Genomic DNA, 13,710 nt, shown 5'->3' with positions numbered 1-13,710 from the left:
GCGCCAATAATTCTTTTTTATGGAAACCACGCCCGACTTATGGTTATATTACCCACTGTCAGGAGGGGGACTTCAGGCTTGCAGCAAAACACATCAATCAAACTGGATATACGTCTTCGCAGTATACTGGAAGAGACTTGCCAGCAATATGGCCTGCGCTCGCTGCTGCTGGCTGATCATGATGGCCTGCCCGTTTGCCATGCCGGCGAAATTTCTCATGCCGGGATGGCGGCTATTGCGCCGGAACTGATCCGGGTTGGCAATCATGCCGCACGCCTTGGTGAATACGACAGCATCACCTGTATCGCCCTGATTCTGGAAGACAGTCACCTGATGGTTCTCAGAGACGTGGAGATTAACGGCACACCCTATGTGCTGGCTCTGGATACAACCTCAGTTCCGCCCCGTATCAAACAGGTGCTCAACACACTCAGAGACCGCATAGCCGAAGCGATGAATGCTTACTCATAACCAGCAGGAAAAAGGAGTCCCCGCACATGGCAGATGTACTATATGAACAGGATGGACACCGGAACATCTTTTTCGAGGATTTCACAGAAGGCGAAATGGTTTCGGCAAATCAACATCTGATCATCCATAACGGCAAGGGCATGCTGCTCGATCCCGGCGGACACAAGGTCTATTCAAAAATATTTGCCGCCATGCCGGAATTTCTGTCACCATCGGCGCTGGAATACCTGTTCCTCTCCCATCAGGATCCGGATATTGTCGCCTCGATCAACGGCTGGCTGATGGTCACAGAAGCCGATGCCTATATGTCCGCGATATGGCGGCGTTTTGTCGCCCACTTTGGCGTCGACGGCAGCGTCATGGATCGAATGAAAACCATTCCCGACGAAGGCATGAGAATCAATCTGAACGGTTGTGAACTACTGATCATTCCAGCCCACTTCCTGCACTCGGCGGGCAATTTCCATGTCTATGATCCGCTATCAAAGATTCTCTATTCCGGGGACCTGGGAGCGGCACTCGTTGATTATCGATTTGTCGAGGATTTTGATGCGCACACAACTCATATGGCGGGCTTTCACAACCGCTATATGGCCAGCAGTACAGCATGCAGGCTTTGGGCTAAAATGGTACGCGGTCTGGATATCGAGATCATCGCACCGCAACACGGCGCTATCTTTCGCGGCAAACAGATGTGCAGCAACTTTATCGACTGGGTGGAAAAACTCGAACCCGGCGCTGAAGCCATGCAAGACGTGTATCAACTACCGGCATAAACCATTCAACAAAAAAACAGAGAGGAGACAGATATGGCGACTAAACAGGAAAAAATCGATGCGGTGCTCAATGAACTGAAAATGGCCACCTCAGACATCAAGGGACTCGGCGTCATCAGTCCCGATGGTATGATGATTGCGGATCATTTGGGTGGCGATCAGGGAGATGCAGCAGCAGCCATGGGCGCGGCTCTCGGCAGCCTGGCCAAGCGCGTGACCACCACTCTCAAGGTCGGCGAGTTTCAGGAGGTGAATATTCGCGGCACCAACGCCGGCATTCTGCTGTTTGACATCGAAAGTCGTGCAGCGTTGATTATCACTGTTTCCAAGGGCGCAAATCTCGGACTGGTACTGCTCGAAGCCAGACAGGCGCAGTCACAACTGGGCCAGATTATTTAATGCCGGATCATGCGCATGCCTCTTGCAACTCAGGGGGCATGCGGATTTTCCTGATAACGCTTATGATCCAGTGAGCGGATTTTCGTGCCTGTTCCGAACATCAGCAAAGCCATGATCTAAAAAACCACACTCATCACAGATAAAGGACCCGGCACATGTCAAACCTGACAAAAGAGAACTTCATTAAAGCAAAGGTGTTCACCCGATTCGATGAACTCTATGCACCGCTTCTGCCAACGATTAAAGCAACCGTCATGCAGCGACAAAATGAAATCACCGATACATTCTATGCTGAATTATCAAAGGATCCGACAGCCGCCAATATTGTTGCAGGCCGCATAGATCAACTCAAAGCGACGCATAAAATATGGATGGACGAACTATTCAACGGCACCTATGGCGATGAATATTTTGAGCGGCGCTACAAGATTGGTGAAATTCATGTCAAAGCCAAGATTGCACCCTATTATGTAGAAGTTGTCACCTCATACCTGCGCAGAGCTTTTGCTGAAACGCTTGTTCAGCAGGGCCCCGAAGCCGTTTCCGCAGCACTGGCTATTCTGGATCTGGACGCCATGATTATTATCGGCGCGTATCATGAGGATCGCATGCGAAGAATGTCGGAAGTGACCGGCATGAATCAGAAGCTGCTTGAAACACTAATGAGCTTTGGTTGATATCAGCCAGCAATAGCACGCCCCCTCTTTGGGGGGCTGTATCTCAATTGTTTTCTCCTGCAACATCATTGAAAACGCCCCTGATGTTGCGAGTACGCCATTAGTCTGTATATTCCCCTTCATTAAAAAGGGTGTGATGGAGGGCAAACTATGAATTCGCTTGTTTACCTGCGCCGTATGATCATCAACCAGAAACCGGCACGGTTGGATTATACAAAGGGTTCAGTGACCAAAAGCATCTATTATGAGCGTGCCGGCTTTGAAGGCTCGCACAATGAAGTCGCCCAAAAACTGAGGGAAGTATTTGAAGCCGACTCCGTCAATGTTGTGACCAGCACGGATTTTAATCCGTTAACCAGCAAACGTATTTTTGCGCCCCAGGCCATCTCATCGGCGCTGGCCGGTTACACATTTAATGCGGAGATGCGTGCATCCCTGCTCAGTTTCACCATGCGTCTTCCCCCGCTGATAGTTCGCCTCTATCCCATGCAGCGCTATGCTTTCCAGGATAACTCCGCCTATATGAAAATGCATATGCAATACCAGCATAACGGCTCATTTCGCATGCAGAGTTATGTCTCACAGGCGGAAAACACCCGCGATGAGATCGTACGTCTCAGAGTGATGATGGCCACCTACATTCTGGGCCTGATTGCGCCGATGAACGCTCCCCGGAATGAAAATCATCAGGTCACCCAGAGCATGCTACAGCGCAACGCGCCGCAATCGCGGAAAAGGAAAACATCTATTTTGAGTCGTATTATCGACAGAATCAGGGGCCTCTGATCATGACTGAAGAGAAACAGATTGTTAAACTGGTGATTACCGGACCGGTCAATGCCGGCAAAACCACGATGGTTCAAAACCTCAGTGATAGCCAGATTGCAGCCACAGACGTCGCTGCCACCGATCAGGTTTCCCAACTCAAGGCCATGACCACCGTCGGGCTGGACTTTGGCATACTCAAGATCGATGACAGTCTGGAGATGCATCTCTTCGGCACTCCGGGTCAGGCCCGCTTCAACTTTATGTGGAAAATTCTCTCCAAGGGCGCCATTGGTGCTATTTTCCTTGTCGACAGCACCAGTGATGAATCGATGCTGGAAATGAAAAAAATGTTCGAATATTTCTCCGAGAATGTGGATCTGCCTGTTGTGGTCGGAGCCACCAAACAGGATCTGCCCGGGGCAAAATCTCCGGATGAAATCGCCGCGCTGCTGGAGTTGGGTGATACCATGGTAATCCCTGTCGATGCACGTGTAAAAGAGGGCAGTAAAATGCTTGCGCTGACACTGCTGGGTAATGCGCTGGTGGAAGCACAAGCCGGCGATGAAGAGTTCGACGATGATAATTACGATTATGATGAACTGTTTTGAGTACAGAGCGATCCGTCTGATTGATGACCTCCTTCGATAAACAACAGGTACCATTAGGTCCCTGTCGCAACCACCATAGCCTCTCTCCTGTCGCCGCAATCTGCCTGCTGTTACTAAGCGCCTGTGCACATATCCCCGAACAGGGTGTGCTACAGGAGAGGCAGCAGGCTGCCGCTGCAGTCACGTCGGAAGATGACCTGCATATGTCAAACACGCTGCAAAACTCAGACGAGCAGCCTGCAGCAACAGACCCCCTGCTTGCCGGATTACTGCCTGAAGATATTGCCAGAGCCCGACAACTGGCCATGAAGAATTACCGGCGTAGCTGGGAGACCATCAGTGAGCGCTCCCGCTTTGTACGTCGGCGCATGCTCGATACCCTGATACGTCTGGGCGCACCTCTGTCGCTGGACGTCATTCCTGCCGTCGAATCCACCTATAATCCTTATGCAATCTCCCATTCCGGGGCGCTGGGGCTGTGGCAACTGATGCCCCGCACCGCCCATGGCCTCGGTGTCCGTTCGGATAATAAAATAAACGGCAGAAGATCCATTGAAGCTTCAACCGAAGCGGCTGTAAGCTATCTGTTGCAACTGCATCAGCGATTTGACAGCTGGCCGCTGGCTTTTGCCGCCTACAACCTCGGCCCCAATTATGTAGGCAAACGACTGGCCAAACAGCCATGGAGCGCTGCCGATGGTCTCGATGCCATGCCGGTTCCGTCTGCTGCTCGCCTGTATGTACAACATATTATTGGTCTGGCGGCGCTGACGCAGGCACATGAGTTTGTTTTTCCGGAGCCTGTAAAAACCCGACCTCTGGAGTTAAGTACGCCCGTCGATATACACCGTCTGGCCAAGCTCAGCCATATGAGCGAAAATGATATATTTCGCTATAATCCCTGCCTGAACAAGGCCCAATACCTGAAAAAAACAGTCACCATTCATGTGGCTGAAGCGCACTACCAGCAGGTGCTTGAGCAGATGAGTCTGGCCGGCCCTCAATTCGTTCTGAGAACCGTCCGCAAGGGTGACACGCTGTGGGGCATCGCCCGTGAACATCACATCAGCGTCGCGATGCTTAAAGAGTTGAACCCGCATATCGGCAAAATGATCCACATTGGTCTTCATCTGAAGGTTCCTGTCGGGAATCTGGCTCACGCCTCAGCGCATGCCAATCCCCTGCTGCCTTCCCACCAGCGCCTTCGTTATACCGTTCGCCGCGGCGACTCGCTCTGGCGCATTGCCCGGCGCTTTGGCACGACATCAAAAGCCATTTCCCGCTATAACGGCTTACCCCGCAATGGAACGATCAGAGCCGGAGATACCCTTTGGGTCAAGGCAAGCATGAGTCCCAGCTGATGGCACCGCGCATCTTTCTGTGCCTGTTTGCCCTGCTGTTTTCAGCCTGTAGCGCACCGGAATCAAATAACCAACCAACCACAAGCCAGGCGGTTGCAGATATACCGGCAACAGGTGACAGGCTGGTGGATGCCAGCATCGGAGATGCCAGCAACCTGATCCCGATGATTGCCGGCGATGCATCCAGTCACGCCATTGCCGGTCAGCTTTATCTCTCGCTGCTGAAATATGACAAGGATCTGAACCTGACAGGTCAGCTGGCCAGCAAGTGGGAAATATCTGCAGACAACAAGACCATCACCTTTCATCTGCGCCCCGGTCTGAAGTGGAGTGACGGGCAACCATTCACCTCTGCAGACTGCGGCTTCACCCTGAAACTGATTCAGGATGACCATACCCAAAGCGCCTACAAGTCCGATTATGCGCTGGTTAGCGGTTTCGAAATCCCGGACAAGCTTACCTTTGTCGTCCACTATAATGAGCCGTTTTCACCGGCTCTGGCTTCGTGGTCTTCGCTGGCAATCCTGCCCGAGCATGTCTTTGCCGGCGTAGATATCATGCATACCGATCTCTCACGCCACCCGAAGGCTACCATCGGCCCCTATATGCTGGCCGACTGGCAAGCGCAGCAGTCCATTCTGATGCGGGCCAACCCGAACTATTTTGACGGGCCTGTATGGATCAGCGAGCGGCTGACCCGGATTATCCCGGACAGAGCCACTCAGTTTCTCGAGCTCTCAGCCGGTAGAATCGATTCCGTCGGCCTGACGCCGATTCAATACAAACGCCTGTTCGAGCAGAGAGAGTCACTGAAAAAGAACTATAACCGTTACAAATATCTGGATTTTGTTTACACCTATCTCGGCTTTAATCTCAAGCGCAAACCCTTTGACGATATCCGCGTACGCGAGGCGATCGCCTATGCCATTGATCGTCAGGAAATTCTGGATGGCGTTCAGCTGGGCTTGGGGGAGACCATTGCCAGTCCCTACAAACCCGGCACCTATTGGGTCAACAAGAAACTCAAGCCGCGCCCCCATGATGCGAACCGAGCCCGCCAGCTACTGGCACAAGCCGGCTGGCAGGATAGCAACGGCGACGGCATACTCGATAAAGGCGGCAAACCGCTGACCTTTACCATCCTGACCAATAACGGCAACAAACAGCGTGCCGATGCCGCAACAATCATTCAGCAGCGCCTGAAAAAGGTGGGCATTGCGGTGAACATCCGACTGGTTGAGTGGTCGGCGTTCATCGAAAACTTCATCAACAAGCGGCAGTTTGATGCGGTGATTCTCGGCTGGTCGCTATCGCCCGATCCGGATCAGTACTCAATCTGGCACTCCTCGCAGACAGGACCGCGCCAGTTCAACTTCCTCTCCTATCATAACGACAAGGTGGATGCCGATCTGGATGCAGCCCGCCGCACTTTCGACAGAGTCAAACGCAAACACTATTACGACAACATGCAGGCCGAGATCTGGCACGATCTGCCGATGGTATTCCTCTTTGCCCCCTACTCACTGCCGGTCATGAGTAAACGCATCCACGGCATCAAGCCGGCTCCTGCCGGCATCGGCTATAACAGTGAGCACTGGTATGTGCCCAAAGCGCTGCAGAAGTATCACGTCACATCAATCGCACCCTGAGCCTTATCGCCACTCCTGCTCCGTCCGAACAACACCACGAGGGCAATGCCCGCCATGCTCCAGATGATGATGGCGCCTGAGGGAAAATCATAGACGTATGAGAGCCACAGACCTGCAACATATCCGGCAAAACCCGTCGCGTATGCGGCCGGCAGCTGATATGCCGTGGCAAAGCCTCTGGCGGCAAGTGCCGGAATAATCAGACTGGCAAAAACCAGGTAGACGCCGACCATCTGCACAGATGCCGTAACAGCCATAGCGAACAACAGATAAAAGCCGCCGCGACCCAGCTGTTTATGATAGCCGAACCAGGCCAGCAAAATCAGACCATAGAGCAGAGCTGTATAAATCAGCTGTTCGGTCCCAACCCACAGAATCTGACCGACCAGCAGATCTTTCAACTGCTCTCCGGCGTGCGGATCACCTGCCAGCAGCAGAATACTGCCACTGGATGCCAGCACGAATGCGATGCCGATCAGGGCTTCGAGCACATCCGGCCACTTTTTTTCGCACACATTGAACAAAGCCGCTGCGCCAAGAGCGGCAAGACCGGCTGCCGCCTGACCACCCCAGCCGTCCGACTCCCAACCTGCCGAATGTGCCGCAATCACGCCAAGGCCGGCAATCTGGGCAATGGCGATATCAATAAAAATAATGCCTCGGGCCAGCACCACCCGCCCCAGCGGCACATGCGTGGACAATACCAGCAGGCCTGCAAGCAATGCAGGCCAGAGAATAGTAAAACCTTCAGCCATCAGTGCCCTGCCGCTTTAAGCAGTCGCTTGATGGTATCATCATACAGGCTGAACAGATCTTCTGCCTGATCATCGCCTCCGACCGTGAACGGCAGCTGAACGACCGGTATATGCAAGCGCTTGCCCAACCATTCAGACGCCTTAGAACTCTGGTAGGCTGCATAGATCACCATTGCAGCCGGCTGCCCCTGCTGCTTTTTCAACAAGCCAGCCAGATAGCCCGCGCTTGGAGCGATACCCGGCAGCGGCTCAATTGTCCCCACCTCCTGCATCGAGAGCCAACGCAGCATATAGGCCCAGCCCTTGTGATAGGCAATCAGCTTGATTCCGTGCAGGGGTGCCGCCATCTGCTGCCAGCGAACCAGCGCATCCTGCCAGCGATGGGAGAAATCCTCGTAACGTTTCTGATAGTCCGCCTGATGCTCCGGATCAATCTGCTGCAAACGGCTGTTCAGCGCTGCAGCCACCAACAGCATATTGCGTGCATCGGTCTGGATATGCGGATTACCGCCCGGATGCACATCACCCTGGGATCGGTCGACGGTGGTAGGTACATCCAGCAATTTCACGTAACTGGCCGCCTCAAAATAGCCGGGATTACCCGGCTGAACAGCAGCATTGGCGCTCTGGCGAAGCAACACGGGCAACCAGCCGATCTCCAGCTGTGCCCCGGTCGCCATCACCAGGTCACTGTTGTGAACCCGCGCAATCAGGCTCGGTCGCGCCTGGATATGATGCGGGTCCTGAAGCGCGGATGTAGCCGTATAGACATCCACATCCGATCCTCCCAACTCACCGGCCAGCGCAGCCCACTCCGGCTCACAGGCAAACACATGCACGGCTGCCTGAGCCGGCAGGGCCAGACTCGACACGGCTAACAGAATCAATCCCGATTTCATGAATATATTCATTCCTTCCTCCTAATACTGATGCGCGCCGTGGGCGCCGATGATCATAATATATTGCAGACCCAGCTGGTAATCCGTCAGGGGCTGACTCTTGTCGAGACTGAACTGCATGCGGAAGTGGCTGAATTCACTATTCGCATAACCCAGCACCAGACTGGTCCGGTTCGGTCGATGTCCGGCACTGTCAAACAAGCCGCCCGGCAATACCGCCCCGCCTCTGTTAGCGGCAAAAACCAGCGAGTGACGCAGTCCGATATCCCAGCCATGCACAGGCTGATATACAGCTTCCACATAACCGCCCCACTGGCGTGATTGATAAGACAAGGTATTAAATGCCCCGCCCTGCCGCTGACCAAACAGCTCCATCTGGAATTTAAAATTCCGGTCTACCGGGTTGCCGTTGGGCGCCCATTTCCACACCAGGTTGGCGATAGCAAGCGTGCTGTTGCCATCGAATGTGCCGGTCACCGCTCCTGTATTATCAAAGCTGCTACGACCCAGCGAGGTTGTATTCAGCCAGGAGAAGCCCGCCAGCCAGCTGTTGCTGAAGCCGACATCACCGCCGGCATGAACAAACAGATCCCAGGAGCCCGTGCCGCGGCGGGCAGCACCGCCGCCCGGAAAACGGTCGCCGCGCAACAATTCGCCGCCCAGCTCCAGAAACGTGTCCGTCGGTGCCAGCCAGCGCGCTTGCAGACCGTCTCCGGCGAAGATTGAATTCAGAAACACCCGGTTGGCCAATGAGCGATCGATAAAATCGTCATGATGCGGATGAAAGTGGTTGATATAACCAATGTCCGAGAAAAAGCGACCGCCCTTGACGGTCAGTCCGGCGGGCAGGCCCAGCGTCTGAACATAGGCTTCCTCAACATTAATTCCGCCACCTGCAGGCAAGGAGAGCGTCGAACTGGCATAAAAGCTGTTATCGACATTGGCGGCCAGATTCAACTCCGATTCATTCAATGTCAGACCGCGATCTGCCAGCGCAGCGCTGTCCCCGAGTGCAAAACCCGGCACTGAGAACAGGGCCGGATTACGACTGGAGGCATTGTAGCCGCCGTTCAACACAAAACTGACTTGCGGGTTAAATGCGTTGGCATCGGAGCGGCTGTTACTGACAGGCTCTGGCATTTGAGGAAGCGCTTGAGCTGCGGCTTGCGTGGCTGCGGCTTGCGTGGCTGCCGCTGCCTGCTCACTGGCTCGTTCGGCCGCAGCCTTTGCCTGAGCCGCCTCCAGCTTTTCTATTTTCTGTTGCATCAGCTGCAACTGCATTTTCAGTTGTTTCAATTCATCAATTGGTTCTGCTTGCGCCATCGGCACTGCAAGCATCAGGCATGGCAACAGCCACGCCACAGCGGTATTTCGCATAAAATCTCCAGTATATTGCTGTCAGGGTAGCGGGAGCGATCAAATCGGATGGATGCCGGTTCAAACATACAGCCGTGGATTCAGCAAAGAGGCCGGATCACTGACATGTGCGATGCAACAGACATCGTCAGCTCAGACTATCTGGCTTCTCCGCATAAACCCGGCTGCCGGCATACGACAGATGCCCCGCCAGTAACAGGTATTAGTTATACAAATATTGGGAAATTCAGGCGAAAGGAGGGGCGCGAATCAGTGCAACCAGATAGGTTGCCGATGAGCTTGCACGTTGCGTCGGTTTCAACTGACGTTCGGACACAATGGCAGGTGAAGCGAGCGATTGCATCATGGCTGTCAGAGAGCCGTGACTGACCGCATGTTCCAGTGAACAAATATTACATGTACCGGTTTTATGCAGGCCATCCTGATGCTGGTGCAGATCAACAACCGCCCACATGCTGCCCGCCACGGCCAGGATGGCCATGATAAAGCGCAGGCGCTGCATTGCAGCTATCTTCAAGCCGTACATGCGGCGTATCATCGTGTCAGAGCGCTCAATTGCAAGCCCGGAAGCCACCACCTGCTTACACATAAGGCTACGACCGGGTTGCATTTTGCAAAACGCTGATTGCTTTTTGACGGCATCTAAAGCGCGATTGAAAACCTGAGCAGGCCGACTTTGGCTGCATGCACCTTCGCATCACCACCCGGATTATCAATCCACTGAAATGATGGCTGAATGGCAAGCCACGGGTAAAGCACCAGACGGTAGGTCAACTCCAGCGTCGTTTCGGCATCCAGATGCGTATCCGCACGTGCAATCGCCACGCCCGCCTCATCCTGACTGCGGCCGCGAATCAGCCCCTGCAGGTGCACCCCGCCGCCGATATAACGAATATTCCTGTTTCGATCGGCAGGCACCCAACCATACTGGAGAAACAGACCCGCTTTACCGCCACCGTCAAACTCGAACAGCGGCTGATCGACCGTGGCATAGAGGCCGTAATCGCCTGAAAAACTGCGCCCGGCATAAATTCGATCGGCGGTATGTCGCCAGCAACCGAGTTTATAACCCGCGCCGCCAGTTATCACATAGCCCGCTTCGGCAATCATCATCCGTCCTTCCATACGTCTGATCGCGCGTGTTGCAGGGTCACCATCGTAGACGGCCCCCTGTATGTAAACCTGCTCTGATGGTCGCGCGCGCAGGCGCAGCCCCAGTCCGGGTCGGGGAAATATCGAGGCCGTTACATTGCCCGAGATATCCGGTCCGATACCGAACGATGAGTTGAGGAACAGACTGCCGTATTCTGTGATATAAAACTCTGAGTTCAAATCATGTAAACCTGCAAGCAGAGAGAGACGACCATCCAGCCACTGCTGCTCATACCATGCTTCATAGACGATAAACTGGTCAGGGGCCTCAATATTACTGACCGTATGCAAATCACCGATCAGAGAAACACTCGGCTGAGAACCATGATTGCGCAAGCCATAAACCAACCATCGCCCCCCGTGCCAAAGACCCAGCTTGTCACTCTCCGCCGTCAGCTTCAGATCCAGATTATCATGGTAAAGGGAGCCGGGACGATTGAATACGCCGCCCGAGAAATTACGCACCATTTCACCTGTATACATCAGTTCAATATCGACACCCTGATCTTTCAGCGCATCGCGCAGCCCGCCCCATGAACCCGTCACAGAGTCCCGTTTCAGCCAGTGATCATCACTACCTGCGTAACCGGCCACAGGCAGCAGAGTCATATATAGCAGCAGGATCATCGCAATTGATCGCATTCTTTCTCCCCGTTTGCTTTCCGGATGTTGCTGCTTTCCGCCACCTGAAGCAATGTATATACGGTTTATCAGAGCGCCTCCTTCGCAAAACTCAGCCATCATAGCGCAGATATCTTGAATTATTTGTTACCTGCTGCGAGAGTCGCAATTCGAACTGCGGGGCTGGAGGATGATGCTATGTTAAAGGATAAACTCGAACGTCTGAGGCAGCAGCATGGCATGGAATGCATTATCATTATCAATGGTGAAGGCATGCTGATTTGTCAGGTGGGTAATGCACCGGAAGGCGATGAGTTCGCACTGTATTCGCCGATGGTTATGGAAACAACGCGCCGTATGGCTCAATGCGGCGGCTTTGGTGAACCGATCTGTAACGGTGTGATTCTGCACGAAGGACGCATTCTGATCACCCATGAAACAGCCATTGGCGAGAATGTAATTTACACGGCACTGTTGTGCCGCAATAAGGTACCCGGCGGGCTGCTTGCCCTGCTCAATACCATCACCTCATACCTTCAGGAAGAGCTCTGATCCGGCCGGATCAGATTTTCGCATAACAATCCTGCGCAACATCGGCATACGCGGCCATATCAGCCAGGCGACGCGTCGTGATCCGGGGCCCTGTCAAAACTCGCCAGCTCGCATATAGCATGGCGGATCAGGGCGGTATCTTCATGCAAACCAGCCCTCCCTTCAGATACCTCGGGCAGCGTTATCGGTTTACCAATCACAACCTGCGCTCTTGAACGGCGGTAAAACGATCGCCACAGGTGCACATGATCAAATGGCAACACGCCCGATATCCTGAGCGGTATGATAGGCGCCCCGCTCTCCCGCGCGATCAGGGCTGCACCTGGTAAAATGCGATGCATGGGAATCGGCGGGTTTGCCGCACCTTCGGGAAACAGACACAGGGCGTTCCCCGCTCGCACCACTTCAATGGCCTTACGCACCGCATGTCGGTTGGCTCCGCCCGGCGTAACAGGGATGGCTCCCACCAGATCCAGTCCTCTGCGCACATACCACATTTTCATATAATACTCGCGCGCCATCAGAAAACGGAGAGGTCGATTGACCGATGCCTGAATCAGCAACGGATCGAGCCCGCACAGATGATTGCTGACCAGAATCACAGGCCCGTCCGGCAAAGACTCACCGCTTACAATCAGCCTGTGCCAGTTGCGGCAGAAAAAGAGATTCATAGCGCGCAGCAATACGCCCGCACCACACGGATCTGTCGAGGAATTCATGCTTTGTATGATCGCACGCTTTACGCTCTTTTCAACAGCAGATCACAATTGCCATAAAATCGTCAGCAGCAGCCACGTCTGCTCTGCATCAATGCTGTCGCGTGAACTGAAAACATAGATGGCCGAAGCCGGCTTTAGCGGATGGTTGTGCCGCCCCCGGTTGCCGGATGCGGCTTGAGCACCAGTGCTCCATAGAGCTGTTGAAATTGCACTTCGGTCATCAATACAGGCATCAGCACACCACTATTCTCCAGTTGCTGCCACAGCTGTTGCGCGTCGGCCCGGTCGCTGGCGGCAAAGGTGAATCGCCAGGTGGTCACGGGAACCGCACGCCGCTGATAACGATACGCCATGCCCGTTTGTTTCAGTTTCTGCTGCAACAGCAGGGCATGTTTTTCCTGATACAAGCGCCCGAGTCCCAGCATATAGGTGGTATCATCAACCTTGATAAGGTTTACATCAAACCCCTTTTCCTTCCATAACTGCGCAGCTACAGACGCCTCTTCCCGGGTTTTATACAGGGTAGCATCGTCAAAAGCATGCACCGTAACCTCTTCCTCCATGCTCAATTCAATCGGAGTCAGTCCCATCTGATGCAGGCGGGCATCCAGCGTATTGACCGATGCGCGGGAAACCAGTCTGCGCGTCACTACGCGCCATAGCTGTAAGTGCTGCTCATCCCCTGCTTTTGCCTGCTTCGGCATTTCCGGCATAGCTGTGCGAACAGCCTGTTGATCCGGCGCCGCAGCCGGCTTTTGCCAGAGGAACCAGGCCAGTACTGCCAACAGGCACAGTATCAATATAGTCGGAAGTCGTTTTATCATGGCGTTTGCCGGCGAAAAGCTGAACATGTCGGCACTACTAGTAAAGCATACCATATCGCCTGTTCCCCTGACAGCCATCCGGCGGCAGCATTGACAGGACAA

At 53.9% G+C, this 13,710-nt stretch carries 16 protein-coding genes; 9 read left to right on the top strand and 7 right to left on the bottom strand.

Going from position 1 to position 13,710, the window contains the following annotated elements; genetic code table 11:
• Positions 1–78: 78 nt before the first annotated feature.
• The 8 genes from SPV1_RS06980 (at position 79) to SPV1_RS06945 (ending at position 6,709) form a co-directional block, all read left to right on the top strand.
• Entirely contained in the window at positions 79–471 is a 393-nt protein-coding gene (locus SPV1_RS06980) for a hypothetical protein (RefSeq protein ID WP_009850440.1), read from the top strand.
• Positions 472–497: 26 nt separating this feature from the next.
• Positions 498–1,247, top strand: a complete 750-nt coding sequence (locus SPV1_RS06975; protein WP_009850439.1) for an oxygen-binding di-iron domain-containing protein — start codon at positions 498–500, stop codon at positions 1,245–1,247.
• A gap of 33 nt (positions 1,248–1,280) precedes the next feature.
• The gene (locus tag SPV1_RS06970) at positions 1,281–1,646 is read left to right on the top strand and encodes a roadblock/LC7 domain-containing protein (protein ID WP_009850438.1); all 366 of its coding nucleotides are present in this window, start codon (positions 1,281–1,283) and stop codon (positions 1,644–1,646) included.
• A 155-nt stretch (positions 1,647–1,801) separates the two neighbouring features.
• Positions 1,802–2,323, top strand: a complete 522-nt coding sequence (locus SPV1_RS06965; protein ID WP_009850436.1) for a protoglobin domain-containing protein — start codon at positions 1,802–1,804, stop codon at positions 2,321–2,323.
• 150 nt (positions 2,324–2,473) lie between these two features.
• A complete protein-coding gene (locus SPV1_RS06960; RefSeq protein ID WP_009850435.1) occupies positions 2,474–3,109 on the top strand; it encodes a hypothetical protein in 636 nt (211 codons plus the stop codon).
• A gap of 2 nt (positions 3,110–3,111) precedes the next feature.
• Positions 3,112–3,699: a GTP-binding protein gene (locus SPV1_RS06955; RefSeq protein WP_009850434.1), complete on the top strand. Its 588-nt coding sequence runs from the start codon at positions 3,112–3,114 to the stop codon at positions 3,697–3,699.
• A gap of 23 nt (positions 3,700–3,722) precedes the next feature.
• Entirely contained in the window at positions 3,723–5,060 is a 1,338-nt protein-coding gene (locus SPV1_RS06950) for a lytic transglycosylase domain-containing protein (RefSeq protein ID WP_231288332.1), read from the top strand.
• Positions 5,060–6,709, top strand: a complete 1,650-nt coding sequence (locus SPV1_RS06945) for a peptide-binding protein (RefSeq protein WP_009850432.1) — start codon at positions 5,060–5,062, stop codon at positions 6,707–6,709. The genes SPV1_RS06950 and SPV1_RS06945 overlap by 1 nt, the downstream gene beginning before the upstream one ends.
• Here the strand turns inward: SPV1_RS06945 and SPV1_RS06940 are convergent.
• From SPV1_RS06940 to SPV1_RS06920, 5 genes are all read right to left on the bottom strand, one after another.
• The gene (locus tag SPV1_RS06940; protein WP_009850431.1) at positions 6,685–7,464 is read right to left on the bottom strand and encodes a metal ABC transporter permease; all 780 of its coding nucleotides are present in this window, start codon (positions 7,462–7,464) and stop codon (positions 6,685–6,687) included. The genes SPV1_RS06945 and SPV1_RS06940 overlap by 25 nt on opposite strands.
• Positions 7,464–8,375 carry a metal ABC transporter substrate-binding protein gene (locus SPV1_RS06935; protein WP_009850430.1) on the bottom strand — a complete coding sequence of 304 codons (912 nt, stop codon included), beginning with the start codon at positions 8,373–8,375 and terminating at the stop codon, positions 7,464–7,466. Before SPV1_RS06935 ends, SPV1_RS06940 begins: the two co-directional genes overlap by 1 nt.
• Positions 8,376–8,384: 9 nt before the next feature.
• A complete protein-coding gene (locus tag SPV1_RS06930; protein WP_009850429.1) occupies positions 8,385–9,740 on the bottom strand; it encodes a hypothetical protein in 1,356 nt (451 codons plus the stop codon).
• A gap of 226 nt (positions 9,741–9,966) precedes the next feature.
• Complete coding sequence (locus SPV1_RS06925) at positions 9,967–10,350, bottom strand: hypothetical protein (protein WP_231288331.1); 384 nt, start codon at positions 10,348–10,350, stop codon at positions 9,967–9,969.
• Between the two features lie 32 nt (positions 10,351–10,382).
• A complete protein-coding gene (locus SPV1_RS06920; protein ID WP_231288330.1) occupies positions 10,383–11,534 on the bottom strand; it encodes a carbohydrate porin in 1,152 nt (383 codons plus the stop codon).
• A gap of 177 nt (positions 11,535–11,711) precedes the next feature.
• Between SPV1_RS06920 and SPV1_RS06915 the strand changes: the two genes are divergently transcribed.
• Positions 11,712–12,065, top strand: a complete 354-nt coding sequence (locus SPV1_RS06915) for a hypothetical protein (protein ID WP_009850426.1) — start codon at positions 11,712–11,714, stop codon at positions 12,063–12,065.
• A gap of 59 nt (positions 12,066–12,124) precedes the next feature.
• On the opposite strand, the gene SPV1_RS06910 is transcribed toward SPV1_RS06915, so the two are convergent.
• Both SPV1_RS06910 and SPV1_RS06905 read right to left on the bottom strand, forming a co-directional pair.
• Complete coding sequence (locus tag SPV1_RS06910) at positions 12,125–12,784, bottom strand: lysophospholipid acyltransferase family protein (RefSeq protein ID WP_009850425.1); 660 nt, start codon at positions 12,782–12,784, stop codon at positions 12,125–12,127.
• A 134-nt stretch (positions 12,785–12,918) separates the two neighbouring features.
• Positions 12,919–13,608 carry a hypothetical protein gene (locus SPV1_RS06905; RefSeq protein ID WP_231288329.1) on the bottom strand — a complete coding sequence of 230 codons (690 nt, stop codon included), beginning with the start codon at positions 13,606–13,608 and terminating at the stop codon, positions 12,919–12,921.
• Positions 13,609–13,710 lie beyond the last annotated feature (102 nt).

This window comes from Mariprofundus ferrooxydans PV-1 (assembly GCF_000153765.1).
GTDB classification, from domain to species: Bacteria; Pseudomonadota; Zetaproteobacteria; order Mariprofundales; family Mariprofundaceae; genus Mariprofundus; species Mariprofundus ferrooxydans.
The sequence above is the reverse complement of the archived record's forward strand: the minus strand, read 5'-3'. Positions and strand labels throughout refer to the sequence as shown.

Coding starts and splice junctions, on each gene's coding strand:
- SPV1_RS06975 (WP_009850439.1), top strand. CDS start 498: ATGGCAGATGTACTATATGAACAGGATGGACACCGGAACATCTTTTTC.
- SPV1_RS06970 (WP_009850438.1), top strand. CDS start 1,281: ATGGCGACTAAACAGGAAAAAATCGATGCGGTGCTCAATGAACTGAAA.
- SPV1_RS06965 (WP_009850436.1), top strand. CDS start 1,802: ATGTCAAACCTGACAAAAGAGAACTTCATTAAAGCAAAGGTGTTCACC.
- SPV1_RS06960 (WP_009850435.1), top strand. CDS start 2,474: ATGAATTCGCTTGTTTACCTGCGCCGTATGATCATCAACCAGAAACCG.
- SPV1_RS06955 (WP_009850434.1), top strand. CDS start 3,112: ATGACTGAAGAGAAACAGATTGTTAAACTGGTGATTACCGGACCGGTC.
- SPV1_RS06950 (WP_231288332.1), top strand. CDS start 3,723: ATGACCTCCTTCGATAAACAACAGGTACCATTAGGTCCCTGTCGCAAC.
- SPV1_RS06945 (WP_009850432.1), top strand. CDS start 5,060: ATGGCACCGCGCATCTTTCTGTGCCTGTTTGCCCTGCTGTTTTCAGCC.
- SPV1_RS06940 (WP_009850431.1), bottom strand. CDS start 7,464: ATGGCTGAAGGTTTTACTATTCTCTGGCCTGCATTGCTTGCAGGCCTG.
- SPV1_RS06935 (WP_009850430.1), bottom strand. CDS start 8,375: ATGAATATATTCATGAAATCGGGATTGATTCTGTTAGCCGTGTCGAGT.
- SPV1_RS06930 (WP_009850429.1), bottom strand. CDS start 9,740: ATGCGAAATACCGCTGTGGCGTGGCTGTTGCCATGCCTGATGCTTGCA.
- SPV1_RS06925 (WP_231288331.1), bottom strand. CDS start 10,350: ATGCAACCCGGTCGTAGCCTTATGTGTAAGCAGGTGGTGGCTTCCGGG.
- SPV1_RS06920 (WP_231288330.1), bottom strand. CDS start 11,534: ATGCGATCAATTGCGATGATCCTGCTGCTATATATGACTCTGCTGCCT.
- SPV1_RS06915 (WP_009850426.1), top strand. CDS start 11,712: ATGTTAAAGGATAAACTCGAACGTCTGAGGCAGCAGCATGGCATGGAA.
- SPV1_RS06910 (WP_009850425.1), bottom strand. CDS start 12,784: ATGAATTCCTCGACAGATCCGTGTGGTGCGGGCGTATTGCTGCGCGCT.
- SPV1_RS06905 (WP_231288329.1), bottom strand. CDS start 13,608: ATGATAAAACGACTTCCGACTATATTGATACTGTGCCTGTTGGCAGTA.